Origin of the sequence: Nocardioides hankookensis (genome assembly GCF_042658885.1) — a bacterium.
Taxonomy (GTDB): domain Bacteria; phylum Actinomycetota; class Actinomycetes; order Propionibacteriales; family Nocardioidaceae; genus Nocardioides; species Nocardioides hankookensis.
Genome location: NZ_JBHSRJ010000001.1, coordinates 471,593 through 490,299, shown reverse-complemented (window position 1 = coordinate 490,299; position 18,707 = coordinate 471,593). Strand labels below are relative to the sequence as shown.

Sequence of the window (18,707 nt, the reverse complement as noted above, 5' to 3'; positions counted from 1 at the left end):
ATGAAACTCCTGCTTGGACGATGAAGCTTCATCGTCCAGGCGTGAGAAACGTCGGCCGGCCGATGAAGCTCCCTCAGGCGTCGCGGCGCCGGACCATCACCCAGGCCAGCAGGAGCAGCACGGCGGTCTCCAGGCCGAAGACGGCGAAGCCGGTCCAGGGCTCGAGCAGGTTCGGGTTGAACGAGACCGGCGTGGAGATCGCCGAGCCGGCGTTGCCGGGCATCAGCTTGGTCAGCCACTCGCCGAACTCGCCTGGCACCAGGTTGACCATGTTGCCGAGGATCAGCATCAGCGCCAGCACGATCGAGATGGTGCCGGCGGTGTGCCGCAGCAGGAAGCCGACGGCGACGGTGAAGAGGCCGATGCCGGCGAGGTAGAGGCCGGAGCCGTACATCGCGCGCAGCACGTCACCCTCCAACGCGAGACCGATGCCCTCGCGGTCGAGGAAGTAGTTGCCGCCGACGTAGCCGACCAGCGCGGTCACGGTGCCGACCACGAAGAGCAGCGCGACGACGACGAGGGACTTCGCGGCGAGCACCCGCCCTCGGGCCGGTACGGCGGCGAAGGTCGTGCGGATCATCCCGGTGCCGTACTCCGTCGTGACCACGAGCGCGCCCAGCACCACGGCGGTGATCTGGGCGATCATCATCCCCCAGGTGACGAAGGAGCCCGGCGACTCGTCGGCGTCCGGGGAGGCCAGCCAGTCGGCGTTGGCCCAGCACAGCAGGACGGTGAGCCCGGCGCCGAGCACGAACGTCGCGGCGAGCGTCCACCACGTCGAGCGCACCGTCGTCAGCTTGAGCCACTCCGAGCGCAGCACGGCGGCCATGCCGGGACGTCGTACGTCGGTCCGCTCGACGACGGCGCCCGACTCCATCAGCGTCGCGGTCATCGGGCTGCTCCTTCCGAGGCGGCGGTGGCGTGGTACTCCACGCTGTCGGCGGTCAGGGCCATGAAGGCGTCCTCGAGCGAGGAGCGCACCAGCGTCAGCTCGTGCACCGCGAGCCCGCGCGAGAAGACGAGGTCGCCGATCGACGCGGCGTCGAGGCCGCCGACCCGGATCTCGTCGTCGACGCGGGTGACGTCGAGGCCGCGGCCGGTCAGCAGGTGGGCGACGTCGCCGAGGGCGGGCGCCTTGACCCGGACGTACGACGCGGCGTGGTCGGTCATGAACTCGGTCATCGAGCAGTCGGCCAGGATCGTCCCGCGCCCGATCACCAGCAGGTGGTCGGCCATCAGCGCCATCTCGGACATCAGGTGGCTGGAGATGAAGACGGTCCGGCCCTCGTCGGCGAGCTGACGCGCGAAGGTGCGCACCCAACGGATGCCCTCGGGGTCGAGTCCGTTGACGGGCTCGTCGAGCACGACCACCGGCGGGTCGCCGAGCATCGCCGCGGCGATGCCGAGCCGTTGGCCCATGCCGAGCGAGAACCGGCCCGCCCGCTGCCCGGCCACCGAGTCCAGGCCGACCAGGTCCAGCACCTCGCCCACACGCGTGGTCGGGATGCCGTTGGACGCCGCCATCCACCGCAGGTGGTCCCGTGCGGACCGGCCCGGGTGGATGGCGTGCGCGTCGAGGAGCGCGCCGATCTCGCGCAGCGGCGCGGGCGACGCGGCGTACCGGTGCCCGTTGACGCTGACCGTGCCGGACGTCGGTGCGTCCAGGCCGAGGATCATCCGCATCGTCGTCGACTTGCCGGCGCCGTTGGGGCCGAGGAAGCCGGTGACGCGGCCGGGCTCGACGACGAAGTCGATGCCGTCGACCGCGGTGCGGTCGGCGAACCGCTTGGTCAGCTGGTGGGCTCGGATCATGGCTCCACCCTTCGTCGTACGGCGGGGCGCGCACATCGGGGAGCACCCCGGAACCGACCCCGAGAGACCCCCGGGGCCCCTACGCTCGCAGCCATGAAGCGTCTCCTGGTCCCCCTCGCCGGCCTGGCCCTGATCGGCTCCGGCTTCGGCGCCGGCATCGCCGTCTCCGCCGCGTCCGCCGACGACCCGGCCCCGGTCGTGGTCACCCGCCAGTCGCTCGCCGAGGTGGCCGCGCCTCCCGGCGCCCCGAAGCGCACCCTCGGGCTCAGCAAGGTCGTCGTGATGCCGGGCGCGCAGCTCACCTCGCACCACCACCCCGGCGCCCAGCTCGGCTACATCGCCGAGGGCGCGCTGACCTACACGGTCGAGTCCGGCACGGCAACCGTCCTGAAGGGCAGCGGCGACGACCCGACGGTCGTCAAGAAGCTGAGGGCCGGCGACACCTACCGGGTCCGCGCCGGCCAGTGGCTGCGCGAGGAGCAGGGCGAGGTCCACCACGCCCGCAACGCCGGCACGGTGCCGATCGTGATCTACCTGGCGACCCTCTTCCGGACCGGTCAGCCCGCCGCGATCTCGGACTGATGACCGAGCCCCAGCCCGTCACCTCGCCGCTGACCAGGGCGGCCGTCTTCCTCGTGCTCACGATCGACGCGGGCCGGGACGCCGCCGTCCGCGACGTGCTCGCGGACGTGCCCGGGATGGCCCGCGCGATCGGCTTCCGCAACGTCGAGGCCGGCCTGTCCTGCGTCGTCGGGATCGGCAGCGACGCCTGGGACCGCGTGTACGGCGGCGCGCGACCGGCGGCGCTGCACCCTTTCGCCGAGATCCGCGGCGGGCGGCACACAGCGCCGGCGACGCCGGGCGACGTGTTCCTCCACATCAAGGCCGAGCAGCTCGACCTCTGCTTCGAGCTGGCGTCCCGGCTCACCCAGCGGCTGCGCGGCGCGGCCACCGTGGTCGACGAGGTGCACGGCTTCCGCTACTTCGACCGCCGCGACCTGCTCGGCTTCGTCGACGGCACGGAGAACCCGGTCGGCCGGGCCGTCGACGACGCGCTGCTCGTCGGGGACGACGATCCCGGCTTCGCGGGCGGCAGCTATGTGGTCATCCAGAAGTACCTGCACGACCTGGACGCCTGGAACGCGATGTCCGTGGAGGAGCAGGAGGCCGCGGTCGGCCGCGAGAAGCTCTCCGACATCGAGCTGCCCGACGACCAGAAGGCCCCCGGCGCCCACTCCGCGCTGACCAGCATCGAGGACGAGGACGGCACCGAGCTGCAGATCCTCCGCGACAACATGCCCTTCGGCAGCGTGTCCGGCGGCGGCGAGTACGGCACCTACTTCGTCGGCTACACCCGCGACCCGGCCGTGATCGAGCGGATGCTGCGCAACATGTTCCTCGGCGACCCGCCGGGCACCACCGACCGGCTGCTCGAGGTGTCGACGGCCGTGACCGGCTCGCTCTTCTACGTGCCCACGGTCGACCAGCTCGAGGGATAGTCGGGTCAGTCGATGGGGCGGAGCTCCTCGGCGTACGAGACCGACTGGCGCCGGACGCGGCCGTCTGCGCCGACGGCGTACTGGCCCATCCGCCACAGCGGCGGGCTGTAGACGTGCACCGACACGGCACCCTGGACCGCGCCGGTGAGCCGGTGGATGTGGTCGGGGCCGAAGCTGAAGACCTGGCCGCCCTCGACGTAGGTCTCGATCGTGTCGTTGCCGACCGCGAGGTTGTGCTCGACGAGCGTCCCCTCGACCACGGCGACGGCGCCGGAGGAGACGTCGTGGTCGTGGAAGCCGGTGTCGTTCTCGGGGGTCCAGCAGAGCAGCCACACGTCGACGTGGGCGTCGCGGTGCAGCGAGACGTAGACCCGGTTGTCGGAGTCGAACGCCAGGTGGTGGCGCCACAGCTCGGGGTGGAGGGCGAGGTACGACGCGAGCGAGCGCAGCTCGTCCTGCGCGAGGTCGCGACCGGGAAGGGTGTCGAGGGTGAGGTCGCCCTCGAGCGGTGTCGCCGCGCGGGCCGGGACCTCCGCCCGGTTGTCGAGGATGGCTGCCAGGGTCATGCTGCGTTCTCCTTCACGGTGGTGCCGAGGTGCTGGGCGCCGAGCACCCGCCGGGGGTTGTCGACCCGGATGGCGCGGGTAGCCGCCTCCCCGAAGAGGGCCGGCAGGGGGTCGGCGTACGGCCGGTCGCTGCCGAGCACGACCGTGTCGATGCCGAGCACGCGGATCAGGGCGTCGACGCCCTGCGCGCCGTACGACGAGGTGTCGACGAAGACGTCGGGGTCGACGGTCCCGGGCTCACCGCCGCGGGCGGAGAGCCGCTCGTGGTGGAGGGGCGCGAGGCCGGCGCCGGCGGCGAAGACCACGCGCAGCGCCGGGAACTGCCCGCGACCGCCGACCGCGTGCCAGGCCCACCACGCGGCGTGCAGCTGCCCGACGTACCCGACGACCGGCGCCCACCACCCGGGTCCCGCGGCCACGACGTCGGTCGCACCGGGGTGCACGAAGACCGGCTTGCCGAGCTGCTCGGCGACCCGGAGCACCTGCCCGAGCCCCGCCCATCCGTCCGGCGTGGCGACCTGGGTGGCCGCGAGCTGGACGCCCACGAACCGTCCGGACAGCAGCCGGTGGAGCTCGTCGAGGTCCGGCTCGACGACCGGCACCGAGGCCCACGGCGCGAAGTGGGCGGGCAGAGCCGCCGCGCCCGCGTGCCAGGCGTCGAGGGCGAGACCTGCCTCGTCGCGAGGCAGGGACTCCAGGCCGAGCGGAGCCGACAGGCTGACGCAGGCCAGCTCGGTCCCCGCGTCGAGGTCCTGGGCGATCCGGCGCTCGACGTCGTGGTCGGCGGGGGCGACGGCGTACTCCGGCTCGCCGGCGGTGTGCAGCGTCCAGCCCCGCACGTACGGCGTCCGGGTGCGCCGGCGCAGCACCTCGAGCAGCGGCTCCGGCCACAGGTGCTGGTGCAGGTCGATGGCGCCCACGGTCTTCCTCACGTCATAACAGTACTAAGTCAGGCGACTTTATCCGATTAACTCGAGGGTCGGCGATTCGCCCCTTCCACGTGGACGCGACGGTCGTCGCGTGCTTGTCTGCACGCGTGACGACGACGGTCGACGTGGACTACGTGGTGGTGGGCGCCGGCGCCATGGGCATGGCGTTCGCGGACGCGCTCGTCGACCACGGCGACGCCCGCGTCGCGCTGGTGGACCGGCGCCACGGGGTCGGCGGACACTGGCTCGAGGCGTACCCCTTCGTGCGGCTGCACCAGTCCTCGACGTTCTACGGCGTCGCGTCGACCGTGCTCGGCGGCGGGCGCCTCCAGACCCACGGCCCCGAGGCCGGGCTCCAGGAGCGCGCCGACAAGGCCACGATCGGCTCCTACTTCGCCGACGCCGCCGACCGGATGGTCGGGACCGGCCGGGTCGAGCTGTTCACCGGGTGCGAGTACGACGGCGACCGCAGGTTCACCTCCCGTGTCTCGGGCCGCCGCTACGAGGTGCCCGACCACTGCCGCGTCGTCGACGCGCGCTACCTCTCCCCCGACATCCCCGCTGAGTCCCCGCCGCCCTTCGACGTCGCCGACGGTGCCCGCGTCGTCCCCGTCAACGAGCTGCCGAAGGTGCAGGACACCCCGAGCCGGTACGTCGTGGTCGGCTCCGGCAAGACCGCGACCGACGCGTGCATGTGGCTGCTCGGGCAGGGCGTGGACCCCGGCGCCATCACCTGGGTGCGGCCGCGCGACCCGTGGATGCTCAACCGCGCGAAGATCCAGCCGGACCCCGAGATCTACCTCGGCATGGTCGCCGACATGCTCGCCGCCTGCGCGGAGGCACCGTCGCTGCCCGACCTCTTCCTGCGCCTGGAGGACCTCGGGATCATGCACCGCATCGACCGGACGGTCGAGCCCACGATGGCGCGCGCACCCACGCTGGGCACCTGGGAGCTGGAGCTGCTGCGCAGCATCGAGGACGTGGTCCGGCTCGGCCACGTGACGGCCGTGCGCCCCGGCCGCCTCGAGCTCGAGCACGGGTCGGTGGAGGTGCCCCACGACTCCCTGGTCGTGCACTGTGCGGCGTACGGCCTCAAGCTGCCGACCCGCCTGCCCATCTGGCAGCCGGACGTGATCACCCTGCAGCCGGTGCGGGCGGGCTTCCCCTGCTTCGGCGCCGCGCTGACCGGGTACGTCGAGGCGACCCGCGCCGACGACGACACCAAGAACGCGCTCTGCCGGCCATCGTCGCTGGGCAACACCCGGCAGGACTGGGCGATCATGAACCTGCTCGGCTTCGAGAACGCCGCCGCCTTCAACGCCGAGCCGGACATCCGCGACTGGGCGCACGAAGTCGCGCTCAACCCGGCCCGGATACCACCCGGCCACCCCGGCTCGGCGGGCCTCGACGACGCCACCGCGAGCATCCAGCAGCACGTCGGCCCGGGGCTCGAGCGCCTCGCGCAGCTGAGCCGGTAGCGCTGACCCCCTTGCGGCGGCCGCCACATCGGCGGATCGTGAGGGGATGAGGACAGACGGGATCCCGGACGGGCTGCCGGTGCTCTCGCGGGGCAAGCACCGCACCCCCCGCAAGGGCGCCTGCTTCATGGAGATGGCCTCGGTGCTCGCCGGTGAGCCGTGGAGCGACCGGCCCCGGTGCACCCATCCGCTCCTCGCCCAGCTCGCGCGCCTGGTCAACGACCACACGAGCGACGAGGGCCGGGCCCGGCTGGTCCCGTTGATCCCGGAGGTCATCGGCGTGCACGGCGAGGGCTTCGAGTGGGAGGTCGGCGTGGTGGCAGCGGTCGGCTGCCAGGCCGTGTACGACGCACCCCAGGAGGCCCAGCACGCCCTGGCCGCCGGGCTGCTCCGCTGCCAGGAGCTCTCGGACGACGCCGCCGACCACGAGGCGATCGCCGAGGCCCTCGAGCTGGTGCCCGAGGCGGCGGCGTGGGCGCGCAGCTTCATCGACGGCGCCCCACCGCTGAAGCCCCGCAGCTTCCAGCGGCACTCGGCCCCCGCCGTACTGCTCAGCGCCGTGCGCGGGACGTCGCAGGCGGCGATCGTCGACCCGGACGCGCACCTCCACGTGCTGCTGCGCACCGGCCTCGACGCCGCGCACCGGCCCCGCACCTCAACCCGCGCGGTCGATCCCGTCCACGACGTGCTCCGCGATCGCCATGCTGGAGGTCGCCGCCGGTGACGGAGCGTTGCGCACGCTGGTGATCCGGTCGTCCTGCTCGACCACGAAGTCGTCCACCAGCGACCCGTCCCGCTCGATCGCCTGAGCGCGCAGGCCGAGGCCGCGCCGGGTCACGTCCGCGGCGCCGATGTCGGGCACGTAGCGCTGGGCTGCGCGCATGTAGGCGCGCGTCGAGAGCACGCCGCCGAGCTCGGTGACGCCGGTGCGCCAGTGCTCACCCGCGAACCGCCAGAACCCAGGCCATACCAGGGTTCTGGCCGCATCGCGCGGTGACACCGACAGGCGTCCGTAGGCACGACGGCTGAGGGCGAGGAACGCGTTCGGGCCGACCTCGAGCGTGCCGTCGACCCGGCGCGTGAAGTGCACACCGAGGAACGGGTAGCGCGGGTCGGGCACCGGGTAGACCATCCCCCGCACGAGCTCCTGCTTGGCCGCCGCGACGCGCATGTACTCGCCCCGGAACGGCACGATCCGCGGCGCCGCTGACGCACCCACGAGCTCCGCCAGCCGGTCCGACTCCAGGCCGCCGCACGCGACCAGCCGGTCGACCCGGTGGACCTCGTCGCCGCACCGCACGTCGATGCCGCCGGGGGTACGCCGTACGCCGGTGACCTCGGCCGCGAGCAGCACCCGCCCGCCGGCCTCCTCGACGTCGGCAGCCATCCGCTCGGCGATCGCGACGTAGTCGGTGATCGCGGTGTGCGGCGAGTGCAGGGCCGCGACTCCCGCCGCGTGCGGCTCGACCTCGGCGATCGCCGCGCCGTCGACCCGACGCAGGTCCGGTACGCCGTTCCTCCGCGCCGTCGCCTCCAGCGCGTCGAAGCGACCCAGCTCGTCGCGGTCGACCGCGACGACGAGCTTGCCGCACTCGTCGTACGGGAGGCGGTGCTCGGCGCAGTAGTCGCGGAGCAGCGCCCGGCCGCGCGTGCACAGCTCGGCCTTGAGGCTCCCGGGCTTGTAGTAGAGGCCGGCGTGCACGACACCGGAGTTGTGGCCGGTCTGGTGGGCCGCCAGCCGGTCCTCCTTCTCGAGGACGACCACCCGCGTGCCCGGGCGTCGGCGGGTCAGCTCACGGGCGACGGCCAGGCCCAGGATGCCGCCGCCGACGACGCCGACCGTCTCCTCGGGCATGCGCCCATTCTGTCCTGCCGTCAGTTGCGGCCGAGCTCCAGGCGCGCCACCCGGCCGTTCGCTCCGGCGGCCCAGCACGAGCCGTCGGCGGTGCAGTCGAGCGCGTGGTAGCCGTCGGTGCTCAGGTGCCGCCAGCTGTGACCACCGTCGAGGCTGAGGCTGGTGCCGCGGACCTCGCCGGACTCCCCGGTGACGAGCAGCGGGTGGCCGCGTGTCGGGAGGTAGGCCGCGTCCTCGGCGAGGTGCTGGAGGTCGCCTCCGCTGCGCCACGTCCTGCCGTCGCGGGTCACGGCGACGGCGTCGACACCGTCGGTCGGGTCGGCGAAGTCACCGCCGACGGCGACCCCGTCCCGCGGCGTACGGAAGGCCAGGGCGAAGACACCCGCCGCGTCACCGGCCGGGATCGTCGAGTCGGTCGCGGTCCAGGTGTGGCCGAGGTCGTCGGAGCGGAAGACGCGCGAAGCACCGCCTCCGGAGCCGAAGTACGCCGTGCGGCCCACCGTCACCAGGCAGTCACCGCTGGCGGCGAAGCCCGCCTCCGTCGGCGCGGCCGGCATCCCGTCGTCCGGCAGCACCTGCCACGAGCGGCCGGCGTCGTCGGTCGACAGGATCCGGAACTTCCCGTCCACCGGGTCGCTCAGGGCCAGCCCGTGCCGGCCACCGGGGTAGAAGGCCAGACAGTCGTAGAACGCGGCCGGGTCGTCGTTGACGAATGCCGTCGCCCAGCTCGCGCCGCCGTCGGTGGTGCGGTAGATCCGCGACGCGTCGCCGGGACCGATCGCGAGGATCACTGCCTCGCGGGCGCTGCGCGCCTCGACGTCGCGGAAGAGCAGGCCCTCGGTGTGCGGCGGGCTGACGTCCTGCCACGTCCGGCCGCCGTCGGCGGTGCGGAAGACCCGACCGGGCGCGCCCTCGGTCGCGCTGCCGCCGGTCACCCACGCCGTACGCCGGTCGACGGCGTCGAGGCCGCGGAAGCCCTGGTCGGCGTCGATGACGGTCTGCTTCCACGTCCACCCGTGGCGGTGGCCGTGTCCACCGGGATGGCCGGCGGCCTGGGCACTGCCTCCCACGATCCCTCCCCCCACGAGCAAGGCTCCTCCGAGCAGGCTGGACAGGACGAGGTTCCCGAGACGTCGCATGCCAGCACCCTGCCCCCGGCGCACTGGTCTTGTCCACGCGTGGGTCGGCCGCGCAGTGGGTATCGACGGGCGTGGACCTGACACGCACGAAGTCCGTCGAGGACGTCCTCGAGCAGAACTCCGACGATCCGGAGGGTGCCGACGCCGCCGAGCCCGGGTCGGCCGGGCGGCTCAAGAAGAGCCTCGGCGCGCTCGACCTGATGGGCTTCGGGATCGGCATCGTGATCGGCACCGGCATCTTCACGCTGACCGGCGTCGCGGCGAAGGACTTCGCCGGCCCGGCCGTGATGCTGTCCTTCGCGCTGGCCGGCATCGTCAGCCTCCTGGCCGCGCTCTGCTATGCGGAGCTCTCCTCGGCGGTGCCGACCGCGGGGTCGGCGTACACCTACACCTACGCGACGATCGGCGAGGTCTTCGCCTGGATCATCGGGTGGGACCTGGTGCTCGAGTTCTCGCTCGGCGCCGCGGTGGTCGCGCGCGGCTGGTCCGGCTACGTCGCGAGCCTCTCGGACACGGTGCCGACGAGCCTCTTCGGGGAGACCTCCACGGTCAACGTCGGCGCGGTCCTCATCGTGCTGGTGCTCGGCGTCGTGGCGTGGGTGGGCATCCGCGAGTCGAAGTGGGTCACCAACACGCTCGTGGTCATCAAGGTCCTCGTCTGCCTGTTCGTGATCGTCGTCGGCGCGTTCTACGTGAAGACCGCCAACTGGCACCCGTTCATCCCGCCGAGCGAGCCGGGCTCGGACTCCGGCGGCCTCACCCAGCCGCTCTGGCAGATGCTCACGGGCACCTCGCCGTCGATCTACGGGCTGGCCGGCGTGCTGTCCGCGGCCGCCGTCGTGTTCTTCTCCTACACCGGCTTCGAGGCCGTCGCGAATCTCGGCGAGGAGACCAAGAAGCCCTCGCGGGACCTGCCGATCGGGCTGCTCGGCACCCTCGGCGTCTGCACACTGCTGTACGTCGGCGTCGCCGGTGTCCTCACCGGGATGGTCGACTTCCACGACCTCGACGAGGGCGCTCCGATCTCGGAGGCGTTCAAGACCGTCGGCCTCGGCTGGGCCGCCAACCTGATCAGCGTCGCCGCCATCGCCGGCCTCACCTCGGTGATCCTGGTCGACATCGTCACGATGCCGCGGATCGGCTTCGCGATGGCGCGCGACAAGCTGCTCCCGCCGCGGCTCGCCCAGCTGCACCCGCGCTTCGGCACGCCGACCCTGATGACCGCGATCACGGTCGCCTTCGTCGCCACGCTCGCCGCGCTCGTGCCGCTGGACAAGCTCGCCGAGATGGTCAGCATCGGCACGCTCTTCGCCTTCACGATCGTCTCGCTCGCCGTGCCGATCCTGCGGCGCACCAACCCCGACCTGAAGCGCCCCTTCCGGACCCCGCTCTCCCCGGTGCTGCCGATCGTCTCGGCGGTTCTGTGCGTCGCGCTGATGTCGAACCTCGCGGTCGACACCTGGATCCGCTTCCTCGTCTGGCTCGTCCTGGGCCTGGTCATCTACTTCGCGTACGGCGTCCGCAAGTCGCGCGTGCAGCAGGACGCGACCTGAGCTAGCTGCCGATCCCGAGACGCTCTGCCAACGCGGCGGCCTCGGCGCGGTTGGCGACGCCGAGCTTGGTCAGGATGTGCGAGACGTGGTGCTCGGCGGTCTTGCGGCTGATGAAGAGCGTCCTCGCGATCTCGGGGTTGCTGGCGCCGGTAGCGACCAGCGCGAGCACCTCGCGCTCGCGGTCGCTGAGCATCGCGATCGCCTCCGCCGCCGGGACGGCGGGTGCGACGCCGGCGAGCTCGCGGCTGCGGGCGGCCTGGTAGGGGCAGCTCAGGTCGTCGAACGACGTGGCGAGCGCCGCGACGCCGGCGCGGTCGCCCCCCGCCAGCAGTCGGGCCCGTTCGACCATGAGCGAGGCGACGGCGTTGTCGCGCGCGATCGGGGCTGCGCACACCAGCCGGTCCTCGACGTCGTCGACGCCGGCGAGCGCTCCGGCCTCTGCCCAGAGCGCGGCGTACCACGGCAGCCAGATCCGTTGGTGCCAGCGGCAGCCACCGGGCACGTCGTCGGGTGCGTAGGGCATGACGACGAGAGCACGGTCGACCTCCGCGCGGTGCAGGAAGTGCATGCCGTCGAACGTCGCTGGCCACACCAGGCGCGCGTCGTCGCAGGCTCGCGGATCGCGCGCGATGCTGCGGGTGAGTGCGATCCAGTCCGCGCGACCGTGGTCGTCGCCGAGGACGCCGAGGACCATCGCGACGGCGTACGTCGCGGGCGCGAAGTTGTTCACCACCGGACGCCCCGCCCGCTCCCACGACACCTGGAACGCCTTGGCGCCGGTCAGCACCTCGTCGAAGGTCCCGGCGAACGCGCCGAGCTCGAGCTGCCGGGCCAGGCCGATCTGGGGCTCCTCGCGGAGGAAGGGCAGCGCCGCCAGCGCGTCCGCGTGCCTCCGCCCCTCGGCCAGCAGGCCGGCCGCGACGCAGAGGTGTGCGGCCATCAGGTTGACGTCGGCGTGGTCCATCCCGCTCGCGACGTCGACCGGCACCGCGGCCATCGCGGCCAGCCGGACGCGCACCGTGGCCAGCCCGGCGGCGATGTCACCGGCCTCGAGCTGCGCGGCGCACACCTCGTCGAGGGCGGTGTCGACCAGCAGCAGGTCGCCGACGGCTCGGGCCCGCTCGACGGCGACGAGGCCGTCATCGACCACGCGCGGACGGTCGACGCGAGCGAGGCTGCCGACGGCGATCGCCGCCTCGACGCGCTCGTCGCCGCCGCCGAGCTCGCGCGCCCGGGCCAGCGCGGCGTCGGTGACGTCGTCCGAGGTCGGCCGGCCCATCGTCCCCTCGTGCCGGTGCCACCAGGTGGCGAGGTGGCACAGGTAGAGCCCGGCGGTGACCCGGTCGCCGGCCCCGATGGCGGCGTCGATCGCCTGCTCGCAGATCTCGCCGGCGCGATCTCCCGCGTAGCGGGCGAGCGCCGCCCGGGAAGCGAGGAAGAGCGCCTCGTGGCGGCGCACGGGATCGTCGGTGAGCTCGGCGACCTGCAGGTGGCGGCGCTCGGCCTCCGCCGGGCGCCCGCGCTCGAAGACCGCCACCGCGAGCAGCTCCGCCAGCTCGGCCGACGCACCCCAGCCCAGGGCCGCCCGGGCGTCGTCGAGCACCCGGTCGAGCTCGGCGCACCAGGCGGCGTCGCCGGGCATCCGGGAGATCAGTCCGCGCAGTGCGGACTCGCACCACGCCCGGTGGCGGGCCCGGACCACCTCCAGCTCGTCGAGCTCCACGGACCGCTCCCCGGCGTACTGCCGGATCGTCTCGAGGAGCCGGTAGCGGGTCGGGCGGGCGGGTCGGAGCGTCACGAGGTTCCAGTCGACCAGCCGGCCGAGGGTGTCGAGCAGCTCGGCGACCGGGCGCTGGACGACGTACGCCGCGGCCTCGAGGTCGAACGGCGCCGCGAAGACAGCCACCCTGCGCAGCACCGCCTGCTCGTCCTCGCCGAGCAGGTGATAGCTCCAGTCGACGGCGGCGCGCAGCGAGCCGTGCCGGTCGTCGACGGGGTGGCCGTAGCTGAGGACGTCGTGGCCCTGCCCGAGGGCGAGCCACAGCCCGTCGATGCCGAAGCTCGGCGCGCGCGCCGCGGCCAGCTCGATCGCGAGGGCCATCCCGTCGAGCAGGCGGCAGATCTCCTGGGCCGTGACGAGGTCCTCGCCGGCGAGGGGAGCGACCGCGCCGCTCGCGGCCATCCGGGCCTCGAAGAGGGCGAGGGCGTCGCCGTCGGCGGAGAGCCCGGGGACGGCGAAGACCGTCTCGCCGGCGAGGTGCAGCCGGATCCGGCTGGTGGCGAGGATCCGCACGCCGGGGCAGGCGGCGAGCAGGTCGGTGACCGCTGACCGGGAGCCGGTGACCAGGTGCTCGCAGTTGTCGAGGACGACGAGGACCCGGCGCTCGCGCAGCGTCGCCGTCAGCGCCTCGAGCCGGGTGGACCCGGCCCGCTCCGGTACGCCGGCGGCGTCGGCGATGGCCGCGACCACCATGGTGTCGTCGGTGACCGTGACCAGGTCGACGAACACCACTCCGTCCGCGAACTCGGCGGCGAGCTCGTCGGCCACCGCCAGGCAGAGCCGGGTCTTGCCGACCCCGCCCGGCCCGGTGGCGGTCACCAGCCGGCGGTCTCCCGAGGACGGTCGGAGCGCCTCGGCCAGCGCCGCACGCTCCGCGGCCCGCCCGATGAAGGGGGTGAGGGCCGCCGGGAGCGGGGCGAGCGCGAGCCGGTCGTCGACGGCCATGGCCTCGATTCTGGCATGAGGACGACGCTCCCGGAGGGCGCTCAGGCGCCCGCGCCCGCAGCGGAGTGCGGGCCGAACTCGTTGGCGACGACCGACACGGTGTTCGCCGGGAACCCACCCCGACGCGCGTGCTCGAGGATGGTCTCGACCTCGTCGGTCTCGTGGACGCAGTAGATCTTGTCGCCGGCCACGTAGCTGTTGACCCACGTGTACGGGACCTCCAGCCCCGCGACGACGTCGTTGGACGCCTGCGCGATGTCGGCCAGCTCGGCCTGCGACAGGTTGCTCGCGCCCGGGATCTCCCGCTCGATGATGAACCGCTTCATGATGCTCCTCCTGGTGTACGTCGCCGGCACCGTGCCGGCGACGTGATCACCTTCCGCGGAGCGGGCGGTCCACCGCAGCGGGGAGCTCCCCCATTCGCCTCCCCTATCTCTGGGAGAGGGGGACCTCGAGGCGCTCCGCGAGCTCGTCGTACGACGTACCGAAGGTGTCGAGGACGACGACGCCGTCGGGCGTGATCTCGAAGGTCGCGACGTCGGTGTAGACGCGGTCGACGCAGCCGACGCCGGTGAGCGGGTAGGTGCACGACGGCACCAGCTTGGGGCTGCCGTCCTTGGCGAAGAGCGTCATCATCACGAAGACGCTCTTGGCGCCGATCGCGAGGTCCATCGCCCCACCGACGGCCGGGATCGCGTCGGGCTCACCCGTGTGCCAGTTGGCGATGTCGCCGCCCGCGGAGACCTGGAAGGCACCCAGCACGCAGACGTCGAGGTGGCCGCCGCGCATCATCGCGAACGACGTCGCGGAGTCGAAGTACGACGACCCGGGCAGCTCGGTCACCGGCTGCTTGCCGGCGTTGGTGAGGTCGGGGTCGACCTCGTCGTCAGCGGGTCGCGGGCCCATGTTGAGCAGCCCGTTCTCGGTGTGCAGGACGACGCCGGAGCCGTCCGGGAGGTGGTCGGCGACGAGTGTGGGCTGGCCGATGCCGAGGTTGACGTAGGCGCCGTGCGGGATGTCCTGCGCGACGATCGCGGCCATCTCACCCTTGCTGAGCGTCATACCGCCACCACCCTGTCCACGTAGATGCTCGGCGTCACGATCGCCTCCGGGTCGAGCTCGCCGGTGTCGACGACCTCGCGCACCTGCACGATCGTCGTGCTCGCGGCGGTGGCCATCACCGGCCCGAAGTTGCGGGCCGTCTTGCGGTAGACGAGGTTGCCCATCCGGTCGGCCGTGTGCGCGCCGACCAGCGCGACGTCGCCGCGGATCGGGAGCTCGAGGACGTAGGTGCGGCCGTCGATCTCGCGGGTCTCCTTGCCCTCCGCGAGCGGCGTGCCGACGCCGGTGGGCGAGAAGAACGCGCCGATGCCGGCACCGGCCGCCCGCATCCGCTCGGCGAGGTTGCCCTGCGGCACCAGCTCGAGCTCGACCTTGCCGTCGCGGTAGAGACCGTCGAAGACCCACGAGTCGGCCTGGCGCGGGAACGAGCAGACCACCTTGCGCACCCGGCCCTGGGCCAGCAGCGCGGCCAGACCGGTGTCACCGTTGCCGGCGTTGTTGGAGACGACGGTGAGGTCGGTGGCGCCCTGGTCGATGAGAGCGTCGATCAGCTGGACCGGCATGCCGGCCATCCCGAACCCGCCGATCAGGACGGTCGAGCCGTCCTCGATGCCGTCGACCGCCTCGGCGGCCGTGTCGCAGATCTTCACGAGACGTTCTCCAGCACCACGGCGAGGGCCTGGCCGACGCCGATGCAGATCGCGGCGACGCCGTACCGGTCGCCGGACTCCTGGAGCCGGGCCGCGAGGGTGCCGAGGATCCGGCCGCCGGAGGCGCCGAGCGGGTGGCCGATCGCGATCGCGCCGCCCTTGGCGTTGACGATCTCGGGGTCCACCTTCCACGCGTCGACGCACGCGATCGACTGCACCGCGAAGGCCTCGTTGAGCTCGACGGCGGACACGTCGGACCAGGTGATGCCGGCCCGGGCCAGCGCGCGCTCGGCGGCCTCCACCGGTGCGAACCCGAAGAGCTGCGGCTCCAGCGCCGACACCCCACGACCCGCGATCCTGGCGATCGGGTCGCGCCCGACCGCAGCGGACTCAGACCCCAGCAATACGGCGGAAGCACCGTCGTTGAGCGGAGATGCGTTGCCGGGCGTGATCGTGCCGTCCTTGCGGAACGACGGCTTGAGGCCGGCCAGCTTCTCGGCCGACGACCCGGGGCGGATGCCCTCGTCACGGGCCAGCTCACCCACGGGGACGACGAGGTCGTCGTAGAACCCGGCCTCCCAGGCCGCGTCGGCCAGGTTGTGCGACCGGGCCGCGAACTCGTCCTGCCGCTCGCGCGAGATGCCGTACCTCTCCTGGAGCTGCTCGTTGGCCTCGCCGAGCGAGACCGTCCACTCCGCCGGCATCCGGTCGTTGACCAGCCGCCAGCCCAGCGTCGTCGACACCGCGGTCACGTTCCCGGCCGGGAACCCCTTGCTGGGCTTGGGCAGCACCCACGGGGCGCGGGTCATCGACTCGACGCCACCGGTGAGCACGACGTCCGCGTCACCGGACTCGATGGTGCGCGACCCGATGATCGCGGCGTCCAGCGAGGAGCCGCAGAGACGGTTGACGGTGGTGGCCGGGACGGAGACCGGGAGGCCGGCGAGCAGCAGCGCCATCCGACCGACGTTGCGGTTGTCCTCGCCCGCCTGGTTGGCGCAGCCCCACACCGTGTCGCCGATCGCGGCCGGGTCCAGGCCCGGCGCCTTCGCGAGCACGCCCTCGATCGCGACGGCGGCGAGGTCGTCGGGGCGCACCTCCGCGAGGGCGCCGCCGAAGCGGCCGAACGGCGTACGGGCGGCGGCGTACAGGAAAGCCGAGGTCATGAGATCCCTTCCTCGTCGAGCACTCGCTGGGCGATCCGGAACGCCGTGTTGGCGTCGGGCACCCCGCAGTAGATGGCGGACTGGAGCAGCACTTCCTTGAGCTCGTCGACCGTGAGCCCGTTGCGCAGCGCGGCCCGCACGTGCATGGCGAGCTCCTCGTGGTGCCCGCGGGCGATCAGGGCGGTCAGCGTGATCATCGAGCGGCTGCGGCGGTCCAGGCCGGGGCGGGTCCAGATCTCGCCCCAGGCGTACGCCGTGATCAGCTCCTGGAAGTCCCGCGTGAAGTCGGTGGTGCCGGCGACGGCGCGGTCGACGTGCGCGTCGCCGAGCACCTCGCGTCGGACGGTCATGCCGGGCGACTCCTCGCGTCTCGCCCCCTCGCCCGAGCTCTGCTCACCCAAGAAGTGCTCGCGCAGCAGTCGCGCGACCGCGTCCGGCGCCTCGGCCGGGGCGAGGTGCGCGACCCCGTCGAGCTCGACGTACGTCCCGTCCTGGACGCCGTGAGCGATCTCGCGCAGCTTGTCGGGAGGCGTCGCCACGTCGGCGCTGCCCGCGACGGCGAGCACCGGGGCCGCGACCCGGGAGAGCTGGTCTCGCACGTCGTACGACGCGAGCGCGCCGCAGACCTGGATGTAACCCTCGTCGACCGCGTCGGACAGCGCGTGCAGCAGGGCCGAGGCACGCTCGGGCTCCCGCTCGGCGAAGCCCGGCCCGAACCAGCGCTCGGCGGAGGCGCTCACCATCACCGGGGTGCCCGACTGGGAGACCTTGCCGATCCGCTCGGTCCAGGAGTCGGGGGTCGCGATCTGGGCGCCTGTGCACAGCAGCCCGGCGGCCACGACGCGGTCGGGGACGTCGAGCATCAGCTGGAGACCGACCGCTCCGCCGACGGAGTCACCGGCGTAGAAGAACGGTCCGCGCGGCTGGTCGCGCTGGGTGAGCACGTCGTCGACGACGCGCAGCACGCCGGCCGCGAGCTCCGTCATCGTGAAGGGCTCGTCGGGCACCGACCGGTTGTGGCCGTGGCCCGGGAGATCCCACGCGACGACGTCGAAGGCGTCGGTCAGCCCCGCGGCGCACGCCGTCCAGAGCGTGCTCGCCGAGGTGCCCAGCGACGGGCCGAGCACCAGCAGCGGCAGCTCGGCCCGGTCCCGGGCGCCGGTCATCCGGACGATCGTGATGGCGGGGATCAACGCTTCTCCTCGAGATGGTGGTGGGCGCGGGCGACCACCGCGTCGACGTACGCCGTCGCGTCACCGAGGTACGTCGGGGAGGGGTCGTCGCTCATGCTGCGCTGCTCGGCGAGCACGCTGTCGCCGGCGGCGGCGAGCGTCGCCGCCATCCGGTCGACGTGGACCTGGAGCCCGGCCACGAGCTCGACGGTCTGCGACGCGGCGACGAGGGTGCGCCGGACGAGGTCCCGCAGCGGCGCCCACTCGGCGTGCCAGCCGCCGTCGGCCCGGTCGTCGACCTGGTGAGCGGCGGCGAGGTGCAGCGTGGCGGCGAGCTGCGGCGTGGTGAGTGCCGCCCGCCGGACCAGGACCGACAGGACCGGGTTGGCCTTGCCCGGCATGGTGGAGGAGCCACCGCCGGTGCCCTCGGAAAGCTCGCCGATCTCGGGCCGCGACATCGTGACGACGTCGTTCGCGATCCGCGCGCAGGCATCGGTGCAGCCGACGAGCGCGTCGCCGAGCCGGGTCACGGGAGCGCGGGTCGTGTGCCAGCGCGGGACGCCGGCGGGCACCTCTACGCCGAGCTCGACCGTGGCCGCACGGGTGCCCGCGGCGCCGCCGAGCTGGTCGGGGAAGGTGAGCCGGGCCAGGTCGTCGTCCGCGTCGAGCACCGCCGTCAGCCAGGCCGTGACCCGGAAGCCGAACGTCGTCGGCACGGCGTGCTGGGTCAGCGTCCTGGCCACCATGGGGGTGTCGCGGTGCTCGGCGGCGAGCGCCGCGAGCCGGGTGACGACCCGGCGCAGGTCGCGCCGCAGGGTCGCCACCGCCGAGGCGGACATCCGCATCAGCGCCGAGTCGACGACGTCCTGGCTGGTCAGGCCGCGGTGGGCGTCGGGCGCCTGCTCGCGCAGCAGCCGGACCAGCGGGATGACCGGGTTGCCGCCGGCCTCGGCGTCGAGCGCGAGCTGCTCGGCGTCGACGAGCGCGTCGATGCCCGCGCCGAGCCACGCCTCCTCGACCGCGAGCATCGCCCCGACGAAGTCCTCCGCCGAGAAGTGCGACCCGGCGCGCTCGTCGCCGGGCCAGAACAGGTCCGCCATG

18 protein-coding genes are annotated in these 18,707 nt (G+C 73.2%); 5 read left to right on the top strand and 13 right to left on the bottom strand.

Going from position 1 to position 18,707, the window contains the following annotated elements; all coding sequences use genetic code 11:
• Positions 1-73: 73 nt before the first annotated feature.
• Both ACFPYL_RS02275 and ACFPYL_RS02270 read right to left on the bottom strand, forming a co-directional pair.
• A complete protein-coding gene (locus ACFPYL_RS02275; RefSeq protein ID WP_379149908.1) occupies positions 74-892 on the bottom strand; it encodes an ABC transporter permease subunit in 819 nt (272 codons plus the stop codon).
• On the bottom strand, positions 889-1,812 hold the full coding sequence (locus tag ACFPYL_RS02270; RefSeq protein ID WP_379149906.1) for an ABC transporter ATP-binding protein: 924 nt from the start codon (positions 1,810-1,812) through the stop codon (positions 889-891). The genes ACFPYL_RS02275 and ACFPYL_RS02270 overlap by 4 nt, the downstream gene beginning before the upstream one ends.
• A 93-nt stretch (positions 1,813-1,905) precedes the next feature.
• On the opposite strand from ACFPYL_RS02270, the gene ACFPYL_RS02265 reads away from it, so the two are divergent.
• Complete coding sequence (locus tag ACFPYL_RS02265; RefSeq protein WP_379149904.1) at positions 1,906-2,394, top strand: cupin domain-containing protein; 489 nt, start codon at positions 1,906-1,908, stop codon at positions 2,392-2,394.
• A complete protein-coding gene (locus ACFPYL_RS02260; RefSeq protein ID WP_379149902.1) occupies positions 2,394-3,311 on the top strand; it encodes a Dyp-type peroxidase in 918 nt (305 codons plus the stop codon). Before ACFPYL_RS02265 ends, ACFPYL_RS02260 begins: the two co-directional genes overlap by 1 nt.
• Positions 3,312-3,316: 5 nt before the next feature.
• Here ACFPYL_RS02260 and ACFPYL_RS02255 read toward each other — a convergent pair whose 3' ends face one another.
• Positions 3,317-3,877: a cysteine dioxygenase gene (locus ACFPYL_RS02255; RefSeq protein WP_379149900.1), complete on the bottom strand. Its 561-nt coding sequence runs from the start codon at positions 3,875-3,877 to the stop codon at positions 3,317-3,319.
• Positions 3,874-4,809: an amidohydrolase family protein gene (locus ACFPYL_RS02250; protein ID WP_379149899.1), complete on the bottom strand. Its 936-nt coding sequence runs from the start codon at positions 4,807-4,809 to the stop codon at positions 3,874-3,876. The genes ACFPYL_RS02255 and ACFPYL_RS02250 overlap by 4 nt, the downstream gene beginning before the upstream one ends.
• Positions 4,810-4,913: 104 nt before the next feature.
• Here ACFPYL_RS02250 and ACFPYL_RS02245 point away from each other — a divergent pair, with 104 nt between their 5' ends.
• Together ACFPYL_RS02245 and ACFPYL_RS02240 are read left to right on the top strand one after the other, a co-directional pair.
• Positions 4,914-6,284 carry an NAD(P)-binding protein gene (locus ACFPYL_RS02245; protein ID WP_379149897.1) on the top strand — a complete coding sequence of 457 codons (1,371 nt, stop codon included), beginning with the start codon at positions 4,914-4,916 and terminating at the stop codon, positions 6,282-6,284.
• A gap of 46 nt (positions 6,285-6,330) precedes the next feature.
• Entirely contained in the window at positions 6,331-7,008 is a 678-nt protein-coding gene (locus ACFPYL_RS02240; protein WP_379149895.1) for a hypothetical protein, read from the top strand.
• Here ACFPYL_RS02240 and lhgO read toward each other — a convergent pair.
• A complete protein-coding gene (gene lhgO / locus ACFPYL_RS02235; RefSeq protein WP_379149894.1) occupies positions 6,940-8,139 on the bottom strand; it encodes an L-2-hydroxyglutarate oxidase in 1,200 nt (399 codons plus the stop codon). The two genes, ACFPYL_RS02240 and lhgO, sit on opposite strands and share 69 nt — an antisense overlap.
• A 20-nt stretch (positions 8,140-8,159) precedes the next feature.
• Complete coding sequence (locus tag ACFPYL_RS02230; protein WP_379149892.1) at positions 8,160-9,278, bottom strand: WD40/YVTN/BNR-like repeat-containing protein; 1,119 nt, start codon at positions 9,276-9,278, stop codon at positions 8,160-8,162.
• A 71-nt stretch (positions 9,279-9,349) separates the two neighbouring features.
• Between ACFPYL_RS02230 and ACFPYL_RS02225 the strand changes: the two genes are divergently transcribed.
• Positions 9,350-10,831, top strand: a complete 1,482-nt coding sequence (locus tag ACFPYL_RS02225; protein WP_379149890.1) for an amino acid permease — start codon at positions 9,350-9,352, stop codon at positions 10,829-10,831.
• A 1-nt stretch (position 10,832) separates the two neighbouring features.
• On the opposite strand, the gene ACFPYL_RS02220 is transcribed toward ACFPYL_RS02225, so the two are convergent.
• The 7 genes from ACFPYL_RS02220 to ACFPYL_RS02185 all read right to left on the bottom strand — a co-directional run bounded on the left by ACFPYL_RS02220 (position 10,833) and on the right by ACFPYL_RS02185 (position 18,706).
• Positions 10,833-13,556, bottom strand: a complete 2,724-nt coding sequence (locus ACFPYL_RS02220) for a LuxR C-terminal-related transcriptional regulator (RefSeq protein ID WP_379149888.1) — start codon at positions 13,554-13,556, stop codon at positions 10,833-10,835.
• A 41-nt stretch (positions 13,557-13,597) separates the two neighbouring features.
• The gene (locus ACFPYL_RS02215) at positions 13,598-13,882 is read right to left on the bottom strand and encodes a DUF4242 domain-containing protein (RefSeq protein ID WP_379149886.1); all 285 of its coding nucleotides are present in this window, start codon (positions 13,880-13,882) and stop codon (positions 13,598-13,600) included.
• 103 nt (positions 13,883-13,985) lie between these two features.
• Positions 13,986-14,618 (bottom strand): 3-oxoacid CoA-transferase subunit B, encoded by a 633-nt coding sequence (locus ACFPYL_RS02210; RefSeq protein WP_379149884.1) that lies wholly within the window; start codon positions 14,616-14,618, stop codon positions 13,986-13,988.
• Positions 14,615-15,268, bottom strand: coding sequence for a 3-oxoacid CoA-transferase subunit A (locus tag ACFPYL_RS02205; protein ID WP_379149882.1), 654 nt, complete (start codon positions 15,266-15,268; stop codon positions 14,615-14,617). The genes ACFPYL_RS02210 and ACFPYL_RS02205 overlap by 4 nt, the downstream gene beginning before the upstream one ends.
• Positions 15,265-16,434 carry a thiolase family protein gene (locus ACFPYL_RS02200; protein ID WP_379149880.1) on the bottom strand — a complete coding sequence of 390 codons (1,170 nt, stop codon included), beginning with the start codon at positions 16,432-16,434 and terminating at the stop codon, positions 15,265-15,267. Before ACFPYL_RS02200 ends, ACFPYL_RS02205 begins: the two co-directional genes overlap by 4 nt.
• Entirely contained in the window at positions 16,431-17,627 is a 1,197-nt protein-coding gene (gene pcaDC / locus ACFPYL_RS24305; protein ID WP_449289700.1) for a bifunctional 3-oxoadipate enol-lactonase/4-carboxymuconolactone decarboxylase PcaDC, read from the bottom strand. The genes ACFPYL_RS02200 and pcaDC overlap by 4 nt, the downstream gene beginning before the upstream one ends.
• Positions 17,624-18,706: a lyase family protein gene (locus ACFPYL_RS02185; protein ID WP_379149878.1), complete on the bottom strand. Its 1,083-nt coding sequence runs from the start codon at positions 18,704-18,706 to the stop codon at positions 17,624-17,626. Before ACFPYL_RS02185 ends, pcaDC begins: the two co-directional genes overlap by 4 nt.
• Position 18,707 lies beyond the last annotated feature (1 nt).

Bases quoted from the DNA above. Each gene is read 5' to 3' on its own strand.
- ACFPYL_RS02275 (WP_379149908.1), bottom strand. From the start codon at position 892: ATGACCGCGACGCTGATGGAGTCGGGCGCCGTCGTCGAGCGGACCGAC.
- ACFPYL_RS02270 (WP_379149906.1), bottom strand. From the start codon at position 1,812: ATGATCCGAGCCCACCAGCTGACCAAGCGGTTCGCCGACCGCACCGCG.
- ACFPYL_RS02230 (WP_379149892.1), bottom strand. From the start codon at position 9,278: ATGCGACGTCTCGGGAACCTCGTCCTGTCCAGCCTGCTCGGAGGAGCC.
- ACFPYL_RS02220 (WP_379149888.1), bottom strand. From the start codon at position 13,556: ATGGCCGTCGACGACCGGCTCGCGCTCGCCCCGCTCCCGGCGGCCCTC.
- lhgO (WP_379149894.1), bottom strand. From the start codon at position 8,139: ATGCCCGAGGAGACGGTCGGCGTCGTCGGCGGCGGCATCCTGGGCCTG.
- ACFPYL_RS02185 (WP_379149878.1), bottom strand. From the start codon at position 18,706: ATGGCGGACCTGTTCTGGCCCGGCGACGAGCGCGCCGGGTCGCACTTC.
- ACFPYL_RS02265 (WP_379149904.1), top strand. From the start codon at position 1,906: ATGAAGCGTCTCCTGGTCCCCCTCGCCGGCCTGGCCCTGATCGGCTCC.
- ACFPYL_RS02260 (WP_379149902.1), top strand. From the start codon at position 2,394: ATGACCGAGCCCCAGCCCGTCACCTCGCCGCTGACCAGGGCGGCCGTC.
- ACFPYL_RS02240 (WP_379149895.1), top strand. From the start codon at position 6,331: ATGAGGACAGACGGGATCCCGGACGGGCTGCCGGTGCTCTCGCGGGGC.
- ACFPYL_RS02255 (WP_379149900.1), bottom strand. From the start codon at position 3,877: ATGACCCTGGCAGCCATCCTCGACAACCGGGCGGAGGTCCCGGCCCGC.
- ACFPYL_RS02215 (WP_379149886.1), bottom strand. From the start codon at position 13,882: ATGAAGCGGTTCATCATCGAGCGGGAGATCCCGGGCGCGAGCAACCTG.
- ACFPYL_RS02210 (WP_379149884.1), bottom strand. From the start codon at position 14,618: ATGACGCTCAGCAAGGGTGAGATGGCCGCGATCGTCGCGCAGGACATC.
- ACFPYL_RS02200 (WP_379149880.1), bottom strand. From the start codon at position 16,434: ATGACCTCGGCTTTCCTGTACGCCGCCGCCCGTACGCCGTTCGGCCGC.